A 17,874-nucleotide genomic window follows, 5' to 3' on the forward strand; every position below is an offset into this window, starting at 1 on the left:
TGCTCCCGTCTCCCGCGCATGCTCAGCGGGCCTTGATGTCGACGATCAGCCACCGGTCGCCCTGGAACTGCGCGGTGACGGTGAGCTGGGCCGCCGCGGAGGCGGCGGCGCCCTTGCCGCGCCGCGAGACCTGGTCGAGGAAGACGAGCAGGACCGCACGGTCCTTGTCGAGCTCGATCACGCCGGTGCGGACGGCCTGGGTGGAGAGGGTGATGTGCTGCTCGACCAGACTCGCCCGGACCTGGGCGAACAGGTCCGCGTACTGGCGGGCGGCGCGGCCGCCCAGGACCGTCCCGGCGGCGCGTTCGGCGGCGTCGGGGCCGGTGGGCGTGTACGAGAAGATCCGGGCCAGGCCCTCGCCGACGTCACCGCCGACGCGGGTGGTGGCGGCGGTGTCGGTGAGGGCGTGGTTGCGCGCCGAGGGGGTCGAGCGGAGCTGGTGGGCGCCGTAGAAGAACCCGCCGCCGGCGAGGAGCAACGCGGTGACGAGGACGGCGACGACGGCCTTGCGGCGGGCGGCGGAGGGACGGCGGGCGCCGTCGGCCTCCTCGGCCCCGGTCTCGGTCCCGGTCCCGGTCTCCGGCTCCGCCCCGGTCCTCCCGTCGGGTTCGAGTTCGGCGTCGGCGTCGATGTCGGCTTCGGCTTCGGCTTCGGTTCCGGTCTTCAGCAGTCGGGTCATTCGTTCTCCTCGGCTCCCGCGACGGGCACCGCGCTGAGCGCCGCCACCTTCCAGGTGTTCTCGCCGGTGCGGGCCAGGACGGCCTCCAGGCGCTTGCGGTCGCTGGTCGCGGCGACGCCTCCCCGGGGGGTGACGTCGACGCGTACGGTCGCGATGAGCTTCGCCGTACCGGCCCGCTCGTCGAGCGAGGTGAGCGCGGCCTCGGTGACCGTGCCGCGGGCCGAGGCGCCCACCGCCGGTTCGGTGCGGGCCAGTTCGGTGCGGAGCGGGCCGGTGGCGGCGTCGCGCCAGGACCGGACGCCCGCCTCGGCGCGCTCGCGGGTGGAGGCGTCGAGGGTGTTCAGGACGGCGAGGTGGCGCCGGCCCTCGGCGAGCGCGGTGTCCCGTGCGCGGCCGAAGGCGAGTTCCTGGTCGGTGCGGGCCTGCGCGTAGGTCCAGGCGCCGGTGCCGCAGAACCCCAGGGCGACGGCGAGGGCCCCGGCGGCGAGGAGCCGGCCCCGCCTCATCGGGTGCCCCCGCTCTTCAGGCCGAGGAGCCCCGCCATGTCCGTCGGGCCGTCGTCCTCGCCGGGCAGCGCGAGGGGGCCGGGGAGCCCCGCCGGGTCGAACGCCTCGCGCTCGCCGCGCGGGAGCAGGGTGCCGGGGCGGGCCGGGGTGCGCGCCGCGTCGCCCCGGGGGGCGTGGGCGGAGCCGCGGACGTTGGTGCCGGATCCGGCGGGGGCGGTGCAGGCGGCCCCGGTGTTGAGGGCGGGCGCGGTGCCGAGGTCGAGGCCGTTGCGGTAGCGCGTACCGCCGTAGCCGGAGGTGCAGGGCAGCGGTTTGAAGAAGGTGACGGCCAGGCCGGCGTTGAGGTGTCCGTCGTCGACGGCGCTGGCGCCGGCCGAGACGGCCGCCGGGTACTTCACGAGCAGTTCCTCGATGCCCCGCTGCCGGGTGAGGGCGATGTCGGAGGTGGTGAGGAGGTTGGCGAGGACGACGCCGAGGCTCGGGTCGAGGTCGTCGAGGAGGCCGCTGACCTGGCCCGCCGCGTCGGGCGTGACGGCGAGGAGGCGGCGGAGGTCGGCGTCGGAGCCCTTGAGGGCGGCGGCGAGCTCGCGGGCGCCGGTGGCGAAGCCCCGGATGGCGCGGCTCTCCTCGGCCTGGGTGCGCAGGACGACCTCGCCGTCCCGGATGAGGCGGGTGGTGGCCGGCAGGGAGGTGTCGGCGGCCTCGACGAAGGCGCTGCCGCTGTCGAGGAGGACCTGGAGGTCGTCGCCGTGTCCCTCGAAGGCCTTGCCGAGTTCGTCGACGACCGTGCGCAGGGAGTCCAGGGGCACCGAGCGGGTCAGCTCGTCCATGCTGCTGAGGACGTCCGTGACCGGGGCGGGGACCTCGGTGTCGGACTGCTCGACGCGGGCGCCGTCCGCGAGGAACGGCGCTCCGTCGCTCTGGGGCCGCAGGTCGATGTACTGCTCGCCGACGGCGGAGAGCCCGGCCACCACGGCCCGCGCGTCGGCGGGGATCCGCGGGGCCGACTTCTTGATGCGCAGTTCGGCGACGACGCCGTCGGCGGTGAGGTCGATGGCGCCGACGCGGCCCACGGAGACGCCCCGGTAGGTGACGTCGGAGTGGGGGAACAGGCCGCCCGTGCGGGCGAGGTGGACGCGGACGGTGTAGTGGTCGGCGATGCCGACGTGGCGGCCGAGGTCGGCGTAGCGGACGCCGACGAAGCCGAGGACGGTGACGGCGATGACGAGGAACGCGAGGTTCTTCAGCCGTACGGTGCGGGTGATCACCGGTGCTCGCCTCCGTCCTTCGGCGGGGTGGTGGCCGGTCCGGGCGGGGTCGCCGTCCGGACCGGGGGCAGGGGGAGGGTCGTCTCCGTGCCCCGGGCGGCGCCGGCCCGCTGCCTCGCGGGGGCCTCCGGGTCCGTCGGTGCCGGGGTCGGCGCGGGGGCGGGGGTGGGGGTGGAGGCGGGCCGGGGGACGATCGGCGGGGTCACGTCGGTGCCGGGGAGGGCCGCCATGGACAGGTAGGTGTTGAGGTAGTCGCCCTTGATGCCCTTCATCACCTCGTCGGTGAAGGGGTACGTCAGCAGGACCTGGAGCGAGGCGGGCAGGTCGGCGCCCGCGTCGGCGAGGGCGGTCAGGGTCGGCGCGAGGGCCTTGAGGTCGGCGACCATGTCCTTCTTGCTCGCGTCGACGGTGGAGACGGCGACGCCGGACAGGGTGTCGAGGGCGCGCAGCATGGTGATCAGCGAACCCCGCTGGTCCTCCAGCGTCTTCAGGCCGGGCGAGAGGTCGGTGAGGATGGTGTCCACGTCCTTCTTGCGGCCCGCGAGGGTGGCGGAGAGGCGGTTGAGGCCGTCGAGGGCGCGGGTGATGTCGCCGCGGTGGGCGTCCAGGTCGGTGACGAGGGTGTCGACCCGCTTCAGCATCGAGCGGACCTCGGGTTCGCGTCCGCCGAGCGCCGCGTTGAGTTCCCGGGTGATGGTCTTGAGCTGGTTGACGCCGCCGCCGTTGAGGAGCAGGGACAGGGCGCCGAACACCTCCTCGACCTCGGTGTCGCGGCTGGTGCGGGCCTGCGGGATGACGTCGCCGTCGGCGAGCGGGTCGCCGGCGTCCCGGCGGGCGGCGGCCTGCCGGACGGCCGGGCCGGCGGGCGCCGGGGCGACCAGCTGGACGTACTTCTCGCCGAGCAGGCTGGACTGTTCGACGCGGGCGCCGGTGTCGGCGGGCAGCCGGACGTCGCCGTTGATCTCCAGGGTGACGCGGGCGGTCCAGGTGCCGGGTTCCAGGTCGATGGCGGTGACCCGGCCGACGGCGACGTCGTCCACCTTGACCGCGGACTGCGGCACGAGGCTGAGCACGTCGGCGATCTCGGCGGTGACCGTGTAGGGGTGGGAGCCGAGGTCGGCGCCGCCGGGCAGCGGGAGGTCCTCGATGCCGTCGAAGCGGACCGGGACCGGGGGGAGCGCGCCGAGGACGACGGCCACGCCGAGGCCGATCACGGCCGCGCCGGCGGCTCCGGCGCCGATGCTCCTGCCCGAGGGCAGGCGGGGGCGTCTCACCGCTCCTCCTCTCCGCCGGCCGTCGAGGGTCCGGTGCTCGGTGTGGCTCCGCCGCTCGCGGCGTCCCCGGTGACGGGCAGCGGGAGCAGCGGACCGCCCATGCTGATCTCGTTGAGGTTGGCGCGGCCGTGGAGGGTGCGGGTGTCCTCGTCGTAGGCGCGGGTGAGGTTGTCGGCGGCGAGCGGGGCGACGTCGAGGGCCTCGGTGAGGGAGGCCCTCTGGTCGACGAGGGTCTGGGTGAGGGGCACGAGCCGGTCGACGTTCTTCTTCAGTTCGCCGCGGTTGTCCTTGATGAAGGTCTTCACCTGGGCGAGGGCCCTGCCGAGTTCCTCGAGGGCGCCGGCGAGGTCGTCCTTGTTCTCGGCGAAGTAGCCGACGACCTCGTCGAGGCGTTCCTGCGCGGTGCGGACGTCGCCGTCCTTCTCCTTGAGCATGGTGGTGAAGGTCTGGAGCTGTCCGAGGGTGGTGAAGAGGGCGTCGCTGCTGCCGTCGAGGGTCTTGGCGGCCTTGCCGAAGCGGTCGATGGAGGTGCCGATGGCGGCGCCGTTGCCCTTGAGGTTCCGCGCCCCGGTGTCGAGGAGGTCGGAGAGGGCTCCGGCGGAGTTGGCGCCGTCGGGGCCGAGGGCCTCGCTCAGGTCGGTGATCGAGGCGTAGAGCTGGTCGATCTCGACGGGGGTGCGGTTGCGGGAGGCGGGCAGTTCGGCGCCGTCGGCGAGGGCGGGGCCGGTGTCGTACGCCGGGGTGAGCTGGACGTAGCGGTCGGCGACGATGCTGGGGGCGACGACGAGGGCCCGCGCGTCGGCGGGGACCCGGACGCCCTCGTCGAGGCGGAGGGCGACGCGGACCCGGGTGCCCTGCGGTTCGACGGACTCGACCTCCCCGACGCGGACGCCGAGGACGCGCAGGTCGGATCCGGCGTAGATGCCGATCGCCCGGTCGAAGTAGGCGGTGACGCGGATGCCGTCCTCGTCGAGGACCCGTACGGCGACGAGTCCGCAGGCGGCGAGCACCGCGAGGGCGAGGCCGGCGACGAGGGGTCTTCTGGTCCTGGTCATGGGGCACCGTTCCCCTTCGCGGTGGTCTGCTGCTGCGGAGGCCGGCATCCGGTCTTGGGCTGGGAGTTCTCGGGCAGGTAGTTCCGGGGCACGACGCCGCACAGGTAGCTGTCGAACCAGCGGCCGCTGCCGAGGGTGTTGCCGACGAGCCGGTAGTAGGGGCCGACGAGCGCGAGCGTCTTGTCGAGCTGGCCGTTGTTCTTCTCCAGGACCTCGGTGACCCGGCCGAGGGCCTTCAGGGTGGGCCCGAGCTGCCGTTCGTTGTCGGCGACGAGGCCGGCGAGTTCGGTGCTCAGCGCCCTGCTGCCCTTGAGGAGGGCGCGGACGGCGTCGCGGCGCTTCCGAAGCTCCCCGAGGAGGGAGCCGCCGTCCTCCAGGAGGATCTCGAAGCTGGACTTGCGGTCCTTGAGGGTCTTGGTGAACTTCGCGCTGTTCGTGAGGAGCCGGGCGAGTTCGCCGTCGCGCTTGGAGACCGACAGGGACAGGCGGGACAGGCCGTCGGCGGCGCTGCGGACGTGCGGCGGCGAGTTCTTGAAGGTGTCGGAGATCGTCCGGAAGCTCTCGGCGAGCTTCGCGGTGTCGATGTCGTCGATGGTGCCGCCGAGGTCCTGGAACGCCTGCGTCACGTCGTACGGGGAGGTGGTCCTGGACTGCGGGATGCGGGTGCCGGGGTCCTGTCGTGCGGAGCCCAGCGGGTCGACGGCCAGGTACTTCTCGCCGAGGAGGGTCTTGATGGCGATGGAGGCGGTGGACCGGTCGCCGATCCAGGCGTCGCCGGCCCGGAAGGCGACCTTCACCCGGGGGCCGTCGAGGGAGACCTCGGTGACCTCGCCGACCTTGACGCCCGCGATGCGGACCTCGTCGCCGGCGTCGAGCCCGGCGGCCTCCGTGAAGTCGGCGCTGTAGGTGGTGTCGCCGCCGACGACGGGGAGCCGGTCCACGTTGTACGCGAGGGCGGCCAGCAGTCCGAGGAGGACGAGGCCGACGACGGCGACGGCGATCGGGTTGCGTTCCTTGACCGGCCTGATCCGGGGGAAGGGGCTCATCCGCGGCACCTCGGTTCGGTCACGGCGATGCCGGTCGGGGGCTTCGAACCGTCGGAGGTCCCCACGTCGGTCACGCGCGCCTCGCAGAGGTAGAGGTTGAGCCACGACCCGTAGGAGGAGAGGCGGGCGAGGGCCGTCAGCTTGTCGGGGGTGCGGGCGAGGAAGCGCTCGATCTCGGGGGTGTGGTCGCCGAGGGTGCCCGAGAGCCGGCCGAGCTCGCCGATGTCCTTCTTGAGGGGGGCGCGGCCGTCGTGGAGGAGGCCGGCGGTCGTGGTGGTGAGGTCGCCCATGGCCGCGACGGCCTCGCCGAGGGGTTTGCGGTCGGTGTTGAAGCCGGTGACGAGTTTCTGGAGGGTGACGACGAGGTCCTCGAAGCCGGTCTCGCGGTCGTTGAGGGTGGTGAGGACGGTGTTGAGGTTGGTGACGACGTCCCCGATGACCTTGTCCTTGGCGGCGACGGTCTTCGTGAGGGAGCCGATGTGCCGCAGGAGGCTGTCGACGGTGCCGCTCTCGCCCTGGAGGACCTGGACGAGCGAGCCGGCGAGGTCGTTGACGTCGGCGGGCGACAGGCCCTCGAAGAGCGGCTTGAAGCCGTTGAAGAGCAGGGTCAGGTCGAGGGCGGGGGTGGTGCGGTCGAGCGGGATGGTCTCCCCCTCCGTCAGGTCGCCCGCCAGGTCGCCGGTGCCGCGCCCCAGGGACACGTACCGCTGGCCGACCATGTTGAGGTACTTCACGGCGGCGGTGGCGGAGCGGGGCAGGGTGCGGTCCTCGCGGACGGCGAAGGTGACCTGGGCGGTGCGCCGGTCGACGACGCGCACGTCGGTGACCTCGCCGACCTTCACGCCCGCGATGCGCACGGAGTCGCCGGCGACGAGGCCGGTGACGTCGGTGAACAGGGCCTTGTAGGAGCGGGTGTCGGCGCCGACGCCGGTGTTGGCGATGCTGATGCCGAGGACGGCGGTGGCCACCGCCGTGACCAGGACGAAGACGAGGGACTTGAGGACGGTGCCGGTGAGGCCGGGGCGCTTCGTCATCGGAGGGTCACCTCCGCTCCGCGGAAGGCGGGGCCGGCGAGCATGCTGCTCCAGTCCGGCAGGTCGCCGGCCCGCTGCCCGGCGGCGGGGGCGAGGAGTTCGGTGACGAGGTCGTTCTCCTGCGGGGAGTTGGCGGGGCCGAGGTCCTGGTCGGCGGCGGCGACCGCGCGGACGGCGGGCCGGACGGGGACGCCGGGGTACGGCACCGCGTAGCAGCGGGGGCCGCCGCCGGAGCCGTACCGGGGGGTGTCGCGGCCGGGCAGGTAGGCGCCGCGCGAGGGCACGCTGGTGACGTTCACGTGGAGTCCGGGCCGGTCGGTGCCCTTGCCGAGCGCCTTGTCCATGGCGGGGACGAACTGGGCCAGGGTGCGCAGGGTGCAGGGGAAGGACGGGGAGTACTCGGCGAGGAGTTCCAGGGTGGGCCGGCCGGAGGCGCTGAGCCGGATGAGGGTGTCCTTGTTCTTCCGCAGGAAGGAGGTGAGGTCCCGGGCGGTGCGGGTGGTGGCGCCGAAGGTGCCGGAGAGCGCCGCCTCCTGTTCGGCGAGGGTGCCGCTGGTGGTGGTGAAGTCGGTGAGCGCCGTGAGGATGTCCGGGGCGGCGTCGGCGTAGAGGTGGCTGACCTTCACGAGTTCCTTGAGGTCCCGGTTGAGGACGGGCAGTTGGGGGTTGAACCGCTTCAGGTGGCCGTCGAGCCGGGCGAGGGTGTCGCCGAGCTTGTCGCCGCGGCCTTCGAGGGCCTGGGAGACGGCGGACAGGGTCGCGGACAGCTTCTGCGGCTGGACGGCGGTGAGCAGGGGCAGGACGTTGTCGAGGACCTGCTGGAGTTCGACGGCGTTGCCGGAGCGGTCCTCGGGGATGACGGCGCCGGGGCCGAGGCGCTGCGCCGAGGGGGCGGCCGGCGGGACGAGGGCGACGAACCGCTCGCCGAAGAGGGTGGTGGGCAGCATCTGCGCGCGGACGTCGGCGGGGACGTGGTCGAGGGCGCCGGGCCGCATGGCGAGGGTGAGCCGGGCGCCGGTGGCGGTGGCGTCGATGGCGCGGACCTCGCCGACGACGACGCCGCGGAGCTTCACCTCGGCGCCGAGGTGCATCTCGTTGCCGACGCTGCCAGTCTCGACGGTGACCGGGTCGGAGTCGGTGAACCGCTTGTCGTATACGGCGACCGCCAGCCACGCGAGCAGGGCGGGGACCAGCAGGAAGACGACGCCGGCGCCGCGGCGGCGCAGGGTCTGGCCTCGTGGAGCGTTCATGTCACCCCGCCACCTTCACGGTCGTGGTCGCGCCCCAGAGGGCCAGCGACAGGAAGAAGTCGGTGACGCTGATCAGCACGATGGCGTTGCGCACGGAGCGGCCGACGGCGACGCCGACGCCGGCGGGGCCGCCGGAGGCGCGGAAGCCGTAGTAGCAGTGGGCGACGATCACCATCACGCTGAAGATCAGCACCTTGAGCATCGACAGGAGGACGTCGGTCGGGGACAGGAACAGGTTGAAGTAGTGGTCGTACGTGCCCTGGGACTGGCCGTTGAAGAGGACCGTCACGTAGCGGGAGGCCAGGTAGGAGGAGAGCAGGCCGACCGCGTAGAGCGGGACGATGGCGACGACGCCCGCGATGATGCGGGTGGTGACCAGGTAGGGCATGGAGCGGATGCCCATGCCTTCGAGGGCGTCGACCTCCTCGTTGATCCGCATGGCGCCGAGCTGGGCGGTGAAGCCGGCGCCGACGGTCGCGGAGAGGGCGAGGCCGGCGACGAGCGGGGCGATCTCGCGGGTGTTGAAGTAGGCGGAGACGAAGCCGGTGAAGGCGGCGGTGCCGATCTGTTCGAGGGCCGCGTAGCCCTGGAGGCCGACGACGGTCCCGGTGAAGAGCGTCATCCCGATCATGACGCCGATGGTGCCGCCGATGACGCCGAGGCCGCCGGAGCCGAAGGCGACCTCGGCGAGCAGCCGCTGCACCTCCTTGAGGTAGCGGCGCAGGGTGCGGGGGACCCAGAGCAGGGCCCTGACGTAGAACAGCAGCTGGTCGCCGGACCGGTCGAGCCAGACGAACGGGGAGGCCATCGGCCTCAGCCTCCCTTCGGCGGGACGATCTGGAGGTAGATGCCCGTCAGCACCATGTTCACGAAGAACAGCAGCATGAAGGTGATGACGACGGCCTGGTTGACGGCGTCGCCGACGCCCTTGGGGCCGCCGCGCGGGTTGAGTCCGCGGTAGGCGGCGACGATGCCCGCGATGAAGCCGAAGATCAGGGCCTTCAGTTCGCTGATGTAGAGGTCGGGCAGCTGGGCGAGGGCGGAGAAGCTGGCGAGGTAGGCGCCGGGGGTGCCGCCCTGGAGGACGATGTTGAAGAAGTAGCCGCCGAGGGTGCCGACGACGGAGACCATGCCGTTGAGGAGGACGGCGACGGCCATGGTGGCGAGGACCCGCGGGACGACCAGGCGCTGGACCGGCGAGACGCCCATGACCTCCATCGCGTCGAGCTCCTCGCGGATCTTGCGGGAGCCGAGGTCGGCGCAGATCGCGGAGCCCGCGGCGCCGGAGATCAGCAGGGCGACGATGAGCGGGCTGGCCTGCTGGATGACGGCGAGGACGGAGGCGCCGCCGGTGAAGGACTGGGCGCCCAGCTGCTGGGTGAGCGAGCCGACCTGGAGGGCGATCACCGCGCCGAACGGGATGGAGACGAGCGCGGCAGGCAGGATGGTGACGCTCGCGACGAACCAGAACTGCTCGACGAACTCCCGGAGCTGGAAGGGCCTGCGGAAGACGGCCCGGCTCACCTCGGCGGCGAGCGCGAAGAGGCGGCCGGTCTGCCGCAGCGCGCCGCCGATCACGAGCCGCTCCCGGCGGCCGGCAGGGAGACGGTCGGTGCGGCGGCGTGGCGCGCGTAGGTGTCCTCGATCGCGGCGCGGGCGGCGGGCGGCAGGGTGTCCAGCATGCCGAGGACGCGCTCGCGGCGGCGGCCGACGGCCGCGCGGGGCGGCAGTCCCGGCGAGGGCTCCAGCTGCGGGGCGATGGCGCGGGGCCCGGGCGGCGGGCTCGCGGCGGCGCCGTCGGCCTCGGCGGCGAGGGTGGCGGCGTCCTTCTCCTCGGACATGCCGATGGGGCCTTCGCGGCGGCCGGCGAGGAACTGGGTGACGACCGGTTCCTCGCTGGTGAGGAGCACCTCGCGGGGGCCGAAGGTGACGAGTTCGCGCCGGAAGAACATCCCCATGTTGTCGGGGACGGTGGCGGCGATGTCGAGGTTGTGGGTGACGATGAGCATCGTCGCGTCGATGCGCGCGTTGAGGTCGATCAGCAGCTGGGAGAGGTACGCGGTGCGGACCGGGTCCAGGCCGGAGTCGGGCTCGTCGCACAGGACGATCTGCGGGTCGAGGACGAGGGCGCGGGCCAGGCCGGCGCGCTTGCGCATGCCGCCGCTGATCTCGCCCGGCAGCTTCCCCTCCGCGCCGAGCAGGCCGACGAGTTCGATGCGCTCCATGACGATGCGGCGGATCTCGGACTCCCGCTTGCGGGTGTGCTCGCGCAGCGGGAAGGCGATGTTGTCGAAGAGCGACATGGAGCCGAAGAGGGCGCCGTCCTGGAACATGAGGCCGAAGAGCTTCCGGGTCTCGTAGATGTCCTTCTCGCGTCCGCCGACCATGTCGACGCCGTTGATGAGGACCCGGCCGCGCTGCGGTTTGAGCAGTCCGATGAGCGATTTCAGGAAGACGGTCTTTCCGGTGCCGGAAGGGCCGAGCATGACGCTCACCTCTCCGGCCGGCAAGGTCAGCGACACGTCCTGCCAGATGTTCTGCTTGCCGAAGGACATGGTCAGTCCCTCGACGGCTACTTCGATTCCCATCCCACCTCCAGCAGACGTGCGTGACGCGTGCACCGCGGGCGCACGGTAGGCCGTTCTGGATCACCCGGACAATAGGTGTGGCTCACATTCATCGATCCGCTCCCGCGTTTGTCACCACGAAGACAAAGTCGGGGGATGTTTTTGTCTCCGCCGCGACAGAGTGGTGCGCCGACCTGCGACTGAGCGCCGGCTCCGGGAACGCTACGGCTGAGTAACCTCGCGGGGCAATACCGGATCCCGAGTTTTCCGGGAACAGGGCGTCCACCGGGGCCTTTTATCAGCCGGGAGACAATGCGCGACCAGCTTTTGTCACTGACCCTAGAAATGCGGCCGGTTGGCCGGTTCACCCCCTTCCCGACCTCGCATGATCGATCATAATTGTCGACATTGCGCACTTCGGAACCAAGCCTGTTCCCGCTGCCGCTCACCCTCTTGACAGGCAATCGGACCTCTTCAAAGAATCATGGTTCGCGCCATTGTTCGGCTAAGTTTCCCGCAAGTAACGTCTGGTTCGCGGCGGGAGGACGGCCGGTACGCCGGCCCTTTCCCCACTCCGCCGCGGCACCCCCACGAAGCACCCTCTGCCGGACGATCCCCAAGGAGAACCCCAGAGCCATGCAGAAGACCCTCAGAAACCTGGCCGTCGTCGCGGGAGGCGCCTCCGCCGCCTTCGCCCTCGCCGTGAGCCCCGCCTCCGCGGTGGCCTCGACGGTCTGGACGGTCACCCCGTCCCCGGCCAACTTCTCCGCCGTCAACAGCGGAAACATCGTGCTGACCGTCAACGGCCTCGCCATGACGTGTACGAAGTCCACCGCCGGCGGCACGATGCAGAGCGCCACCGGCAACCCGGCGACCGTCGGCTCCATCACCAGCATGGCCTTCGGCGCCTCCGGCGCCCCCTGCACCAGCGTGCTGGGCCCCGTGAGCGCCGTCCCGACCCTGCCGTGGGCCGTGAAGGTGTTCGACTACACCGCCGCGACCGGCGTCTCGAAGGGCTACATCGACAACGTCGACGCCACCGTGTCCGTCGGCGCCTGCACCTTCCGCGTGACGGGCAAGGCGTCCGGCACCTACACCAACTCGTCGGGCACGCTCGCCGTCAACAGCACCGCGGGCGAGCTCACCGTCGTCTCGGCCTCCGGCTGCGGCACGGCCGTCCCGGTCGGCGCCAAGCCGACCTTCAAGGGCAACTACCTGGTCAAGGTGACCGGCACCACCACCATCCCGAAGATCGTCGGCTCCAACCCGTAAGGGACCGGGAACCCGCGTCCGTCCGGCCGGTGACCCCGGCCGGACGGACGCGGGCCTGTTCGTACCCGGCACCCCGCACCCGCACCCCGGTGGCGGCACGACCGGCGAGACCCCCTCGCCCCCACCCGCCCCCGCGTTCGCGAACGACCCGAGCGGAGCACCAGATGAGAGGCCAACGGCCCACCCCTCGAACCCCGCGCACGCGCGTGCGCGGGGCGACGATCGCCGCGTTCGTGGCGCTCGCCCCCCTGCTCCCCGCCGCGGCCGTCGCCCTCGGGACGCTGAAGGTCGACGCCGCGCTGCCCTACGTCTGCACCCTGCCCTCGGGCGGGCAGCCCGTGACGGTGCGGATCTCCGCGGCCTTCCCCGAACGGGCGGACGTGGGCGAGGAGATCGTGCCCACCGACGTCACGACGACGGTGGAGCTCCCCGCGGCGGCCCTGGCCGACCTCACCGCGCTCAAGGCCGCCACCGTACGGCCCGAGACCCGCCTGGCGGTCGGCGTGGCACAGGGCGAGCAGCGGGCGGAGGCCACCTGGAGCGGCACGGGCCAGCCCGTCGCCGTCCCCGCCGAGGGCCCCCTCGTGCTCACCACCACCGGCGACGTGCCGTCCCTGACGACGGACACCGCCGGGGAACTGACCCTCACCGCCGGCGGGTTCACCGTGGACCTCGCCCTGAGCACGGCCGACGGCGCGGCCACCGACCCGGCGTCCCTCTCCGTCGCCTGCGTCCCCGGCCAGGACGCGGAGGGCCGTACGGTGCTCGCCAGGGTCCCGGTCGGCGCCGAGGCCACCCCCACGGCGCCCGCCACGCCCCCCGCGTCCCCGTCCTCGCCCTCGTCCTCCGCCGCCCCCTCGCCGTCCGCCCCGGTCACCGGCCTCCCCCTGCCGTCGTTCTCCACGGGCCGGCCGGACCGGACGGTCCCGGCGCGGCCGGGCACCCCGGACGGCACGGCCGGCGGGACGCCGGAGGGCCCCCGGGTCGGACCGCTGGAGGAGGGGGACCCGGCGGACGGCGAGACGCCCGCCACCCCGCCGCCCCGGCCGGACGCCCCGGACTGCATCACCAGGAAGCCGACCCCCGCGTCGCTGTCGGCGTACGTCACCGGCTACTCGAACGTGCGGAAGCTGAACGGCGCCGCGTTCCTCCCGCCGTTCTGCATGCTGATCGAGCAGGGCGACATGATCATGAACCCGAGCCCGCCGCCGGACGAGTTCCAGTTCTCCAACCTGTCCCCGGCCAAGCTCTACGACAAGGGCCGCACGCGGACCCCGCCCTTCACCTCCACCTTCCTGGCCTTCGGCTTCCAGCCGGTCCGGGCGACCATGGTCCTGGAGCAGGCCGGGCCCATCTCCGTCCACACGTTCGTCCGCACCGTCTTCCCCGCGTTCGACAGCTATCTGACGAACACGGTCCGGGCCCCGCTCGTCCTGCACGTCCTCGAAGCCGACGTCAACGGCGTCAAGCTGGACGTGGGCCGCTCCTGCCGCACGACGACGCCGCTCACCTCGCGCGAGCCCGACCCCGCCACGTACCCGGGCGACCACATGGTGCTGCTGGGGCTGGGGATGATGAAGTTCGGCCAGGAGGCCGAGGGCTACATCCTCACCGGCGGCGGTCCGCTCACCGGCGAGGTGACCATCCCCGCCTTCAAGGGCTGCGGCGCGAACGGCGAGAGCCTCGACCGGCTCTTCACCGCGGCCATCTCCGGCCCCGGCAACCACGTCAAGCAGATCCAGGGCCAGACCTGCGGCGTGCTCACCCCGCCGGACCCCCTGAACCCGAAGTGCACCGACGACGGACAGCCGTACGTGGTCCCCGAGGCCGAGCGCTGACCCGCTCCCGCACCACCACCGCACCGCGCCCCGGCACCGCCGCACCACGCCGCGCACCGCACCCTGCCGCACCACGCCCACCGCACCCCCGCTTCCCCGTCTCCCAGGAAGGCATCGCCATGCCCCTCGTCTCCGCCCGCACGAAACTGGCCACCGTCTCCGCCCTCACCGCGCTCGGCGCCTTCGCCTCCATGGGCACCGCGACCGCGGCCACCCCGGTGCTGAACGGCGGCTGGGAGCCGTCGACCCGCTGTCCCGTCGACGCCGCCCCGATGGTCTCCTCGGACGGCCTCGACACCTCGCCGCAGTGCGTCGTCTCGTACTCCTTCAGCGGCTCCATCAAGCTCGGCAACACGACCGTGCCGACCGGGAAGACCAACCTCCAGATCGGCGTCGTGCAGAACGCCGACGGCACCAACAGCGTCGTCGCGCCGGCGGGCGGCGCGCTCATCGCCGACTCCGCCACCGTCCCCGGCGGCCTGATGGGCCTGATGTGCCCGAGCGACATCCCCTTCATCACCGACATCTGCCGACAGCTGTCGGACGCCAGGCTCAACAAGATCACCGCCACCATGGAGTCGGTCGGCACCCCCTCGTCCTTCGACCAGATCGCGGGCGTCCTCACCGACCAGCCGATCGTCACCATCCCGGTCCGCATCCGCCTCCAGAACCCCTTCCTCGGCGACAACTGCTACATCGGGACCAAGGCCGACCCGATCCTGCTGCGCCCGCGGAACCTCAACGGGCCCGAGTTCGGCGTCACGCGCTTCGACGGGAACGGCACCGCGAACGAGGAGGGCGACATGAGCCGCCTCGACCTCCTCGGCTCCACGCAGTACGACGACACCTTCGCCGTCCCCGGCGCGAGCGGCTGCGGCCTGGGCTGGTTCGGCATCATCGACGCGGCGGTCAATCTCAAGACGGGCCTGCCCGCCGCCGCCGGGAAGAACAAGCTCGTCCTCAACGACACCCGGACCCACCTGACCGGCCTGTTCGCCCCCGGCGTCCTGGCCCCCGACGCCGGCAAGGTCTTCTCGCAGAACTGGCACTCCGCCGTCAACTAACGGCCACCCAGGGACGATTACCGGCCGACTCGGCCACGCAGCCCCTCCCTGAAGACATGACTCTTGCTCAAGTTGTGTACAGCACACAACAGTTGCCCTAGCTTTCAGCAGTCCACATCGGTACGTACCTGACGGTCACGGCGGCGCCCACCACACCAGGCCGGGCGCCGCCGTGCCGCTCCCCCACCGGTCGCGTAGCAGAGCAAGGGATCGGTCCATGCCCTCCATCGCACAGTCACCGGAGATCGGTGAACCGCTCGACCCGCTGCCCAGAGAGTTCGCCGCACTGATGAGGCCGGAGATCCCGGGCCTCATCAAGGAGATCGGCGTCGAGATCGAGCGGGCCTACCCGGTCTACGCCCACCTCTTCAACGGACCCCACTCCGACGCCATCCGCCAGGGCGTCGAACAGGCCCTGGCCGCCTTCGTGGACCGGGTCGACCACCCCGGCACCAAGTCCGCCCTCCGCGACGAACTGCTGCGCCAGTTCGGCCGGGTGGAGGCGTACGAGGGCCGGGACCTCGACACGTTACTGGGCGCCTACCGCCTCGGAGCGCGGATCGCCCTGCGCCGGGCCAAGAGCATCGGACGCACCTACAACCTCTCCCCCACCCTCATCCTCGCCTTCGCCGACGCCCTCTTCGCGTACGTGGACGAGCTGGAGTCGCTCTCCCGCGAGGGGTACTCCAGCGTCCAGGCCCGCGCGGTCTCCGACCTCACCGCGCTGCGCAGGAAACTGCTCCACCTGATCGTCGCCGGCCCGCCGCTGCCCCGCGCGACCATCGCCGAGCTCTGCCAGGAGGCGTCCTGGGAGCTCCCCGCCGAGTGCACCGTCGTCGTGCTCCGGCCGCCCGCCACCGGCGTCCTCCAGGCCCGGCTCGACCGCGACGTCCTCGCCGACCCCGGCCTCCCGCACCCGCACCTGCTCGTCCCCGGCCCGCTGACCGGCGCGCGGCGCGCGATGCTCGACGCCGCACTGTCCGGCACGCCCGCCGTCCTCGGGCTGACCGTGCCGACCGCGCAGGCCACGCACTCGCTGCGCTGGTCCCGGCGGGTCCTCCAGCTGATCGACGAGGGCGTCGTCGCGGACGCCCCCGTCGTGCGCTGCGAGGACCACCTCACCACCCTGTGGCTGCTGTCCGACCCGGCCCTCGTGGACCAGCTCGCCCGGCGCGAACTGGCCCCGCTCGACGGCCTGTCCGGCACCCGGCGCGAGCGGCTGATCGAGACCCTGCGCGTGCACGTCTCCACCCGGGCCCCCGCCGAGCAGGTCGGCGAACTCCTGGGCGTGCACGCACAGACGGTCCGCTACCGGCTGCGGAACCTCGACAACCACTTCGGCGACCGGCTCCTCGACCCCGACCGCCGCTTCGCCCTGGAGGCGGCGCTCCGCTCGCTCCACCTCCACGGCCGCAAGCCCGCTCCTTAACCCTCCCGGGCGATCAGCCGGCAGCGGACCGGGCCGCCCGCCTGGAGGGTGATCGCCGAGGTGAGCGGCACCTCGGTGTCCACGGCCTCGAAGCCGTGGCGCTGGAGGATCATCGCCAGCGCGATCACCGACTCCAGCATGGAGAAGTGCTGTCCGATGCAGGCCCGGGGTCCGCCGCCGAAGGGGAACCAGGCGTAGCGGGGCCGGGCGGCCTCCGCCTCGGGGGTGAAGCGGTCGGGGTCGAAGCGCTCGGGGTCCTCCCAGTAGGCGGGGTGCCGGTGGGTGACCCAGGGGGCGACGACGACGTCGGAGCCGGCCGGGATCGTGAAGCCGTCGATCTCGGTGGCGGCGACGGCCCGGCGGCCGGTGAGGGGCGCGGCGGGGAAGAGCCGCATCGTCTCCTTGAGGACCCGGGTGACGTAGGGCAGGGCGTCGAGGTCGGCGGCGCCCGGCGTGCGGCCGGCGAGGACCCGGTCCACCTCCTCGTGGGCGCGCCGCTGGACCTCGGGGTGGAGGGCGAGGAGGTGGAGGGCGAAGCCCAGCGAGGTGGCCGTCGTCTCGTGGCCCGCGAGCAGGAAGACGAGGACCTGCTCGCGCAGTTCGGTGGCGTCGAAGGCGCCGTCCTCGGCGCTCTCGGCCCGGATGAGGAGGGTCAGCAGGTCGTCGCCCTCCTCGCCGGCCCGGCCCGCGGCCTTCCGCTCGGCGATGATCCGGTCGCACTCCTCGTACAGCTCCCGGTGGAGGGCGGCGGCACGGCGGTTGCCGGGGGTGGGCCAGGCGCGGGGCAGCTTGAGCGGGGCGTAGCCGCGGCTGAGCACGTACGCGCCGACGCCGGGGAAACAGCGCTCGACGACCTCGACGGCGGAGTCGACGTCGGTGCCGAAGAGGATGCGGGCGACGGCCCGCAGGGCGAGCCGGGTGGTCTCGTGGAGGACGTCCACGGTGGTGGCGCCGGCCTTCTCCCACTCGTCGAGGAGGGTGGCGACCTCGGTGGCGACGGCCCCGGCGTAGCCGTCGACGCGGCGCTTGGTGAAGAGGGGCTGGACGAGCCGGCGCTGGCGCAGGTAGTCCTCGTCCTGGCTGGTCAGCAGGCCGTTGCCGAAGGACTCGCGGACCTCCTGGTAGAAGGTGTTGTCCTTGCGGAAGTTGGCGGACTCGCCGGCGAGGACCTGCTGGGCGCCCTCGGCGGAGAAGACGGCGTAGATGTGGGAACGGAGCCCGGGCGGGCCCGCGGTGAGGCGGACGACGTCGCCGGCCTCGCGCCGGGCGCGCAGGAAGGTGCCGAGCGAGTCGCCCTTGAGGTCGAGCAGCGAGCCGAGGACGGGCAGTCCGGCGAGGACGGGTGCCTCGGTGCCGGTACGGGTTTCGGTGGTCATGCGTCTTCCCCCTTGGTCGTGGCGCCGGGGCGATTCTCCCGCAGGAGGTGACCGGAGGGTAGCTTCCGCCGGCGCCCTTCTGGTTCCGGTCCGCCGGCCGGTTCCGGTGTCTACGATCCCGCACACGGGAACCGACGTCGGCGGTGTGATCGAGGTGCGCGGGCCCGACGGGCGCCGGACGGCGCGCGACCGGCGCGCGCGGGAGTGCCTGTTCGG

Annotated in this window: 16 protein-coding genes; 4 read left to right on the forward strand and 12 right to left on the reverse strand. The window is 72.7% G+C overall.

Going from position 1 to position 17,874, the window contains the following annotated elements; translation table 11 throughout:
* Nucleotides 1-22: 22 nt before the first annotated feature.
* The 11 genes from IE326_RS24950 to IE326_RS25000 are packed head-to-tail and all read right to left on the reverse strand — an operon-like array spanning nt 23 to nt 10,700.
* Nucleotides 23-679: a hypothetical protein gene (locus tag IE326_RS24950; protein WP_229915606.1), complete on the reverse strand. Its 657-nt coding sequence runs from the start codon at nt 677-679 to the stop codon at nt 23-25.
* Nucleotides 676-1,185, reverse strand: a complete 510-nt coding sequence (locus IE326_RS24955) for a hypothetical protein (RefSeq protein ID WP_190043057.1) — start codon at nt 1,183-1,185, stop codon at nt 676-678. Before IE326_RS24955 ends, IE326_RS24950 begins: the two co-directional genes overlap by 4 nt.
* Nucleotides 1,182-2,453: an MCE family protein gene (locus IE326_RS24960; RefSeq protein WP_150226961.1), complete on the reverse strand. Its 1,272-nt coding sequence runs from the start codon at nt 2,451-2,453 to the stop codon at nt 1,182-1,184. Before IE326_RS24960 ends, IE326_RS24955 begins: the two co-directional genes overlap by 4 nt.
* Nucleotides 2,450-3,727, reverse strand: a complete 1,278-nt coding sequence (locus tag IE326_RS24965) for an MCE family protein (protein ID WP_190043058.1) — start codon at nt 3,725-3,727, stop codon at nt 2,450-2,452. Before IE326_RS24965 ends, IE326_RS24960 begins: the two co-directional genes overlap by 4 nt.
* Nucleotides 3,724-4,782, reverse strand: a complete 1,059-nt coding sequence (locus tag IE326_RS24970; protein WP_190043059.1) for an MCE family protein — start codon at nt 4,780-4,782, stop codon at nt 3,724-3,726. Before IE326_RS24970 ends, IE326_RS24965 begins: the two co-directional genes overlap by 4 nt.
* Nucleotides 4,779-5,828, reverse strand: a complete 1,050-nt coding sequence (locus IE326_RS24975; protein ID WP_190043060.1) for an MCE family protein — start codon at nt 5,826-5,828, stop codon at nt 4,779-4,781. The genes IE326_RS24970 and IE326_RS24975 overlap by 4 nt, the downstream gene beginning before the upstream one ends.
* Complete coding sequence (locus IE326_RS24980; protein WP_190043061.1) at nt 5,825-6,862, reverse strand: MCE family protein; 1,038 nt, start codon at nt 6,860-6,862, stop codon at nt 5,825-5,827. The genes IE326_RS24975 and IE326_RS24980 overlap by 4 nt, the downstream gene beginning before the upstream one ends.
* Nucleotides 6,859-8,112: an MCE family protein gene (locus IE326_RS24985; protein WP_190043062.1), complete on the reverse strand. Its 1,254-nt coding sequence runs from the start codon at nt 8,110-8,112 to the stop codon at nt 6,859-6,861. The genes IE326_RS24980 and IE326_RS24985 overlap by 4 nt, the downstream gene beginning before the upstream one ends.
* Nucleotide 8,113: 1 nt before the next feature.
* Entirely contained in the window at nt 8,114-8,920 is an 807-nt protein-coding gene (locus tag IE326_RS24990; RefSeq protein ID WP_030746801.1) for an MlaE family ABC transporter permease, read from the reverse strand.
* A gap of 5 nt (nt 8,921-8,925) precedes the next feature.
* Nucleotides 8,926-9,690: an MlaE family ABC transporter permease gene (locus tag IE326_RS24995; RefSeq protein ID WP_150226967.1), complete on the reverse strand. Its 765-nt coding sequence runs from the start codon at nt 9,688-9,690 to the stop codon at nt 8,926-8,928.
* Complete coding sequence (locus IE326_RS25000) at nt 9,687-10,700, reverse strand: ABC transporter ATP-binding protein (protein ID WP_150226968.1); 1,014 nt, start codon at nt 10,698-10,700, stop codon at nt 9,687-9,689. Before IE326_RS25000 ends, IE326_RS24995 begins: the two co-directional genes overlap by 4 nt.
* Before the next feature lie 615 nt (nt 10,701-11,315).
* Between IE326_RS25000 and IE326_RS25005 the strand changes: the two genes are divergently transcribed.
* The 4 genes from IE326_RS25005 to IE326_RS25020 all read left to right on the forward strand — a co-directional run bounded on the left by IE326_RS25005 (nt 11,316) and on the right by IE326_RS25020 (nt 16,282).
* A complete protein-coding gene (locus IE326_RS25005; protein ID WP_150226969.1) occupies nt 11,316-11,951 on the forward strand; it encodes a PraA/PraB family alkane oxidation protein activator in 636 nt (211 codons plus the stop codon).
* A 164-nt stretch (nt 11,952-12,115) separates the two neighbouring features.
* The gene (locus IE326_RS25010) at nt 12,116-13,789 is read left to right on the forward strand and encodes a DUF6801 domain-containing protein (RefSeq protein ID WP_190043063.1); all 1,674 of its coding nucleotides are present in this window, start codon (nt 12,116-12,118) and stop codon (nt 13,787-13,789) included.
* Nucleotides 13,790-13,908: 119 nt separating this feature from the next.
* On the forward strand, nt 13,909-14,853 hold the full coding sequence (locus tag IE326_RS25015) for a hypothetical protein (protein ID WP_150226971.1): 945 nt from the start codon (nt 13,909-13,911) through the stop codon (nt 14,851-14,853).
* 217 nt (nt 14,854-15,070) lie between these two features.
* Nucleotides 15,071-16,282: a PucR family transcriptional regulator gene (locus tag IE326_RS25020; RefSeq protein ID WP_150226972.1), complete on the forward strand. Its 1,212-nt coding sequence runs from the start codon at nt 15,071-15,073 to the stop codon at nt 16,280-16,282.
* Here the strand turns inward: IE326_RS25020 and IE326_RS25025 are convergent.
* Nucleotides 16,279-17,658: a cytochrome P450 gene (locus IE326_RS25025; RefSeq protein WP_190043064.1), complete on the reverse strand. Its 1,380-nt coding sequence runs from the start codon at nt 17,656-17,658 to the stop codon at nt 16,279-16,281. The two genes, IE326_RS25020 and IE326_RS25025, sit on opposite strands and share 4 nt — an antisense overlap.
* Nucleotides 17,659-17,874: the final 216 nt, after the last annotated feature.

It is taken from the genome of Streptomyces filamentosus, from assembly GCF_014654895.1.
GTDB classification, from domain to species: Bacteria; Actinomycetota; Actinomycetes; order Streptomycetales; family Streptomycetaceae; genus Streptomyces; species Streptomyces filamentosus.

Excerpts from the sequence above, each read along its gene's own strand:
- IE326_RS24950 (WP_229915606.1), bottom strand. The coding sequence starts at position 679 with ATGACCCGACTGCTGAAGACCGGAACCGAAGCCGAAGCCGAAGCCGAC.
- IE326_RS24955 (WP_190043057.1), bottom strand. The coding sequence starts at position 1,185 with ATGAGGCGGGGCCGGCTCCTCGCCGCCGGGGCCCTCGCCGTCGCCCTG.
- IE326_RS24970 (WP_190043059.1), bottom strand. The coding sequence starts at position 4,782 with ATGACCAGGACCAGAAGACCCCTCGTCGCCGGCCTCGCCCTCGCGGTG.
- IE326_RS24975 (WP_190043060.1), bottom strand. The coding sequence starts at position 5,828 with ATGAGCCCCTTCCCCCGGATCAGGCCGGTCAAGGAACGCAACCCGATC.
- IE326_RS24980 (WP_190043061.1), bottom strand. The coding sequence starts at position 6,862 with ATGACGAAGCGCCCCGGCCTCACCGGCACCGTCCTCAAGTCCCTCGTC.
- IE326_RS24985 (WP_190043062.1), bottom strand. The coding sequence starts at position 8,112 with ATGAACGCTCCACGAGGCCAGACCCTGCGCCGCCGCGGCGCCGGCGTC.
- IE326_RS24990 (WP_030746801.1), bottom strand. The coding sequence starts at position 8,920 with ATGGCCTCCCCGTTCGTCTGGCTCGACCGGTCCGGCGACCAGCTGCTG.
- IE326_RS25000 (WP_150226968.1), bottom strand. The coding sequence starts at position 10,700 with ATGGGAATCGAAGTAGCCGTCGAGGGACTGACCATGTCCTTCGGCAAG.
- IE326_RS25005 (WP_150226969.1), top strand. The coding sequence starts at position 11,316 with ATGCAGAAGACCCTCAGAAACCTGGCCGTCGTCGCGGGAGGCGCCTCC.
- IE326_RS25010 (WP_190043063.1), top strand. The coding sequence starts at position 12,116 with ATGAGAGGCCAACGGCCCACCCCTCGAACCCCGCGCACGCGCGTGCGC.
- IE326_RS25015 (WP_150226971.1), top strand. The coding sequence starts at position 13,909 with ATGCCCCTCGTCTCCGCCCGCACGAAACTGGCCACCGTCTCCGCCCTC.
- IE326_RS25020 (WP_150226972.1), top strand. The coding sequence starts at position 15,071 with ATGCCCTCCATCGCACAGTCACCGGAGATCGGTGAACCGCTCGACCCG.
- IE326_RS25025 (WP_190043064.1), bottom strand. The coding sequence starts at position 17,658 with ATGACCACCGAAACCCGTACCGGCACCGAGGCACCCGTCCTCGCCGGA.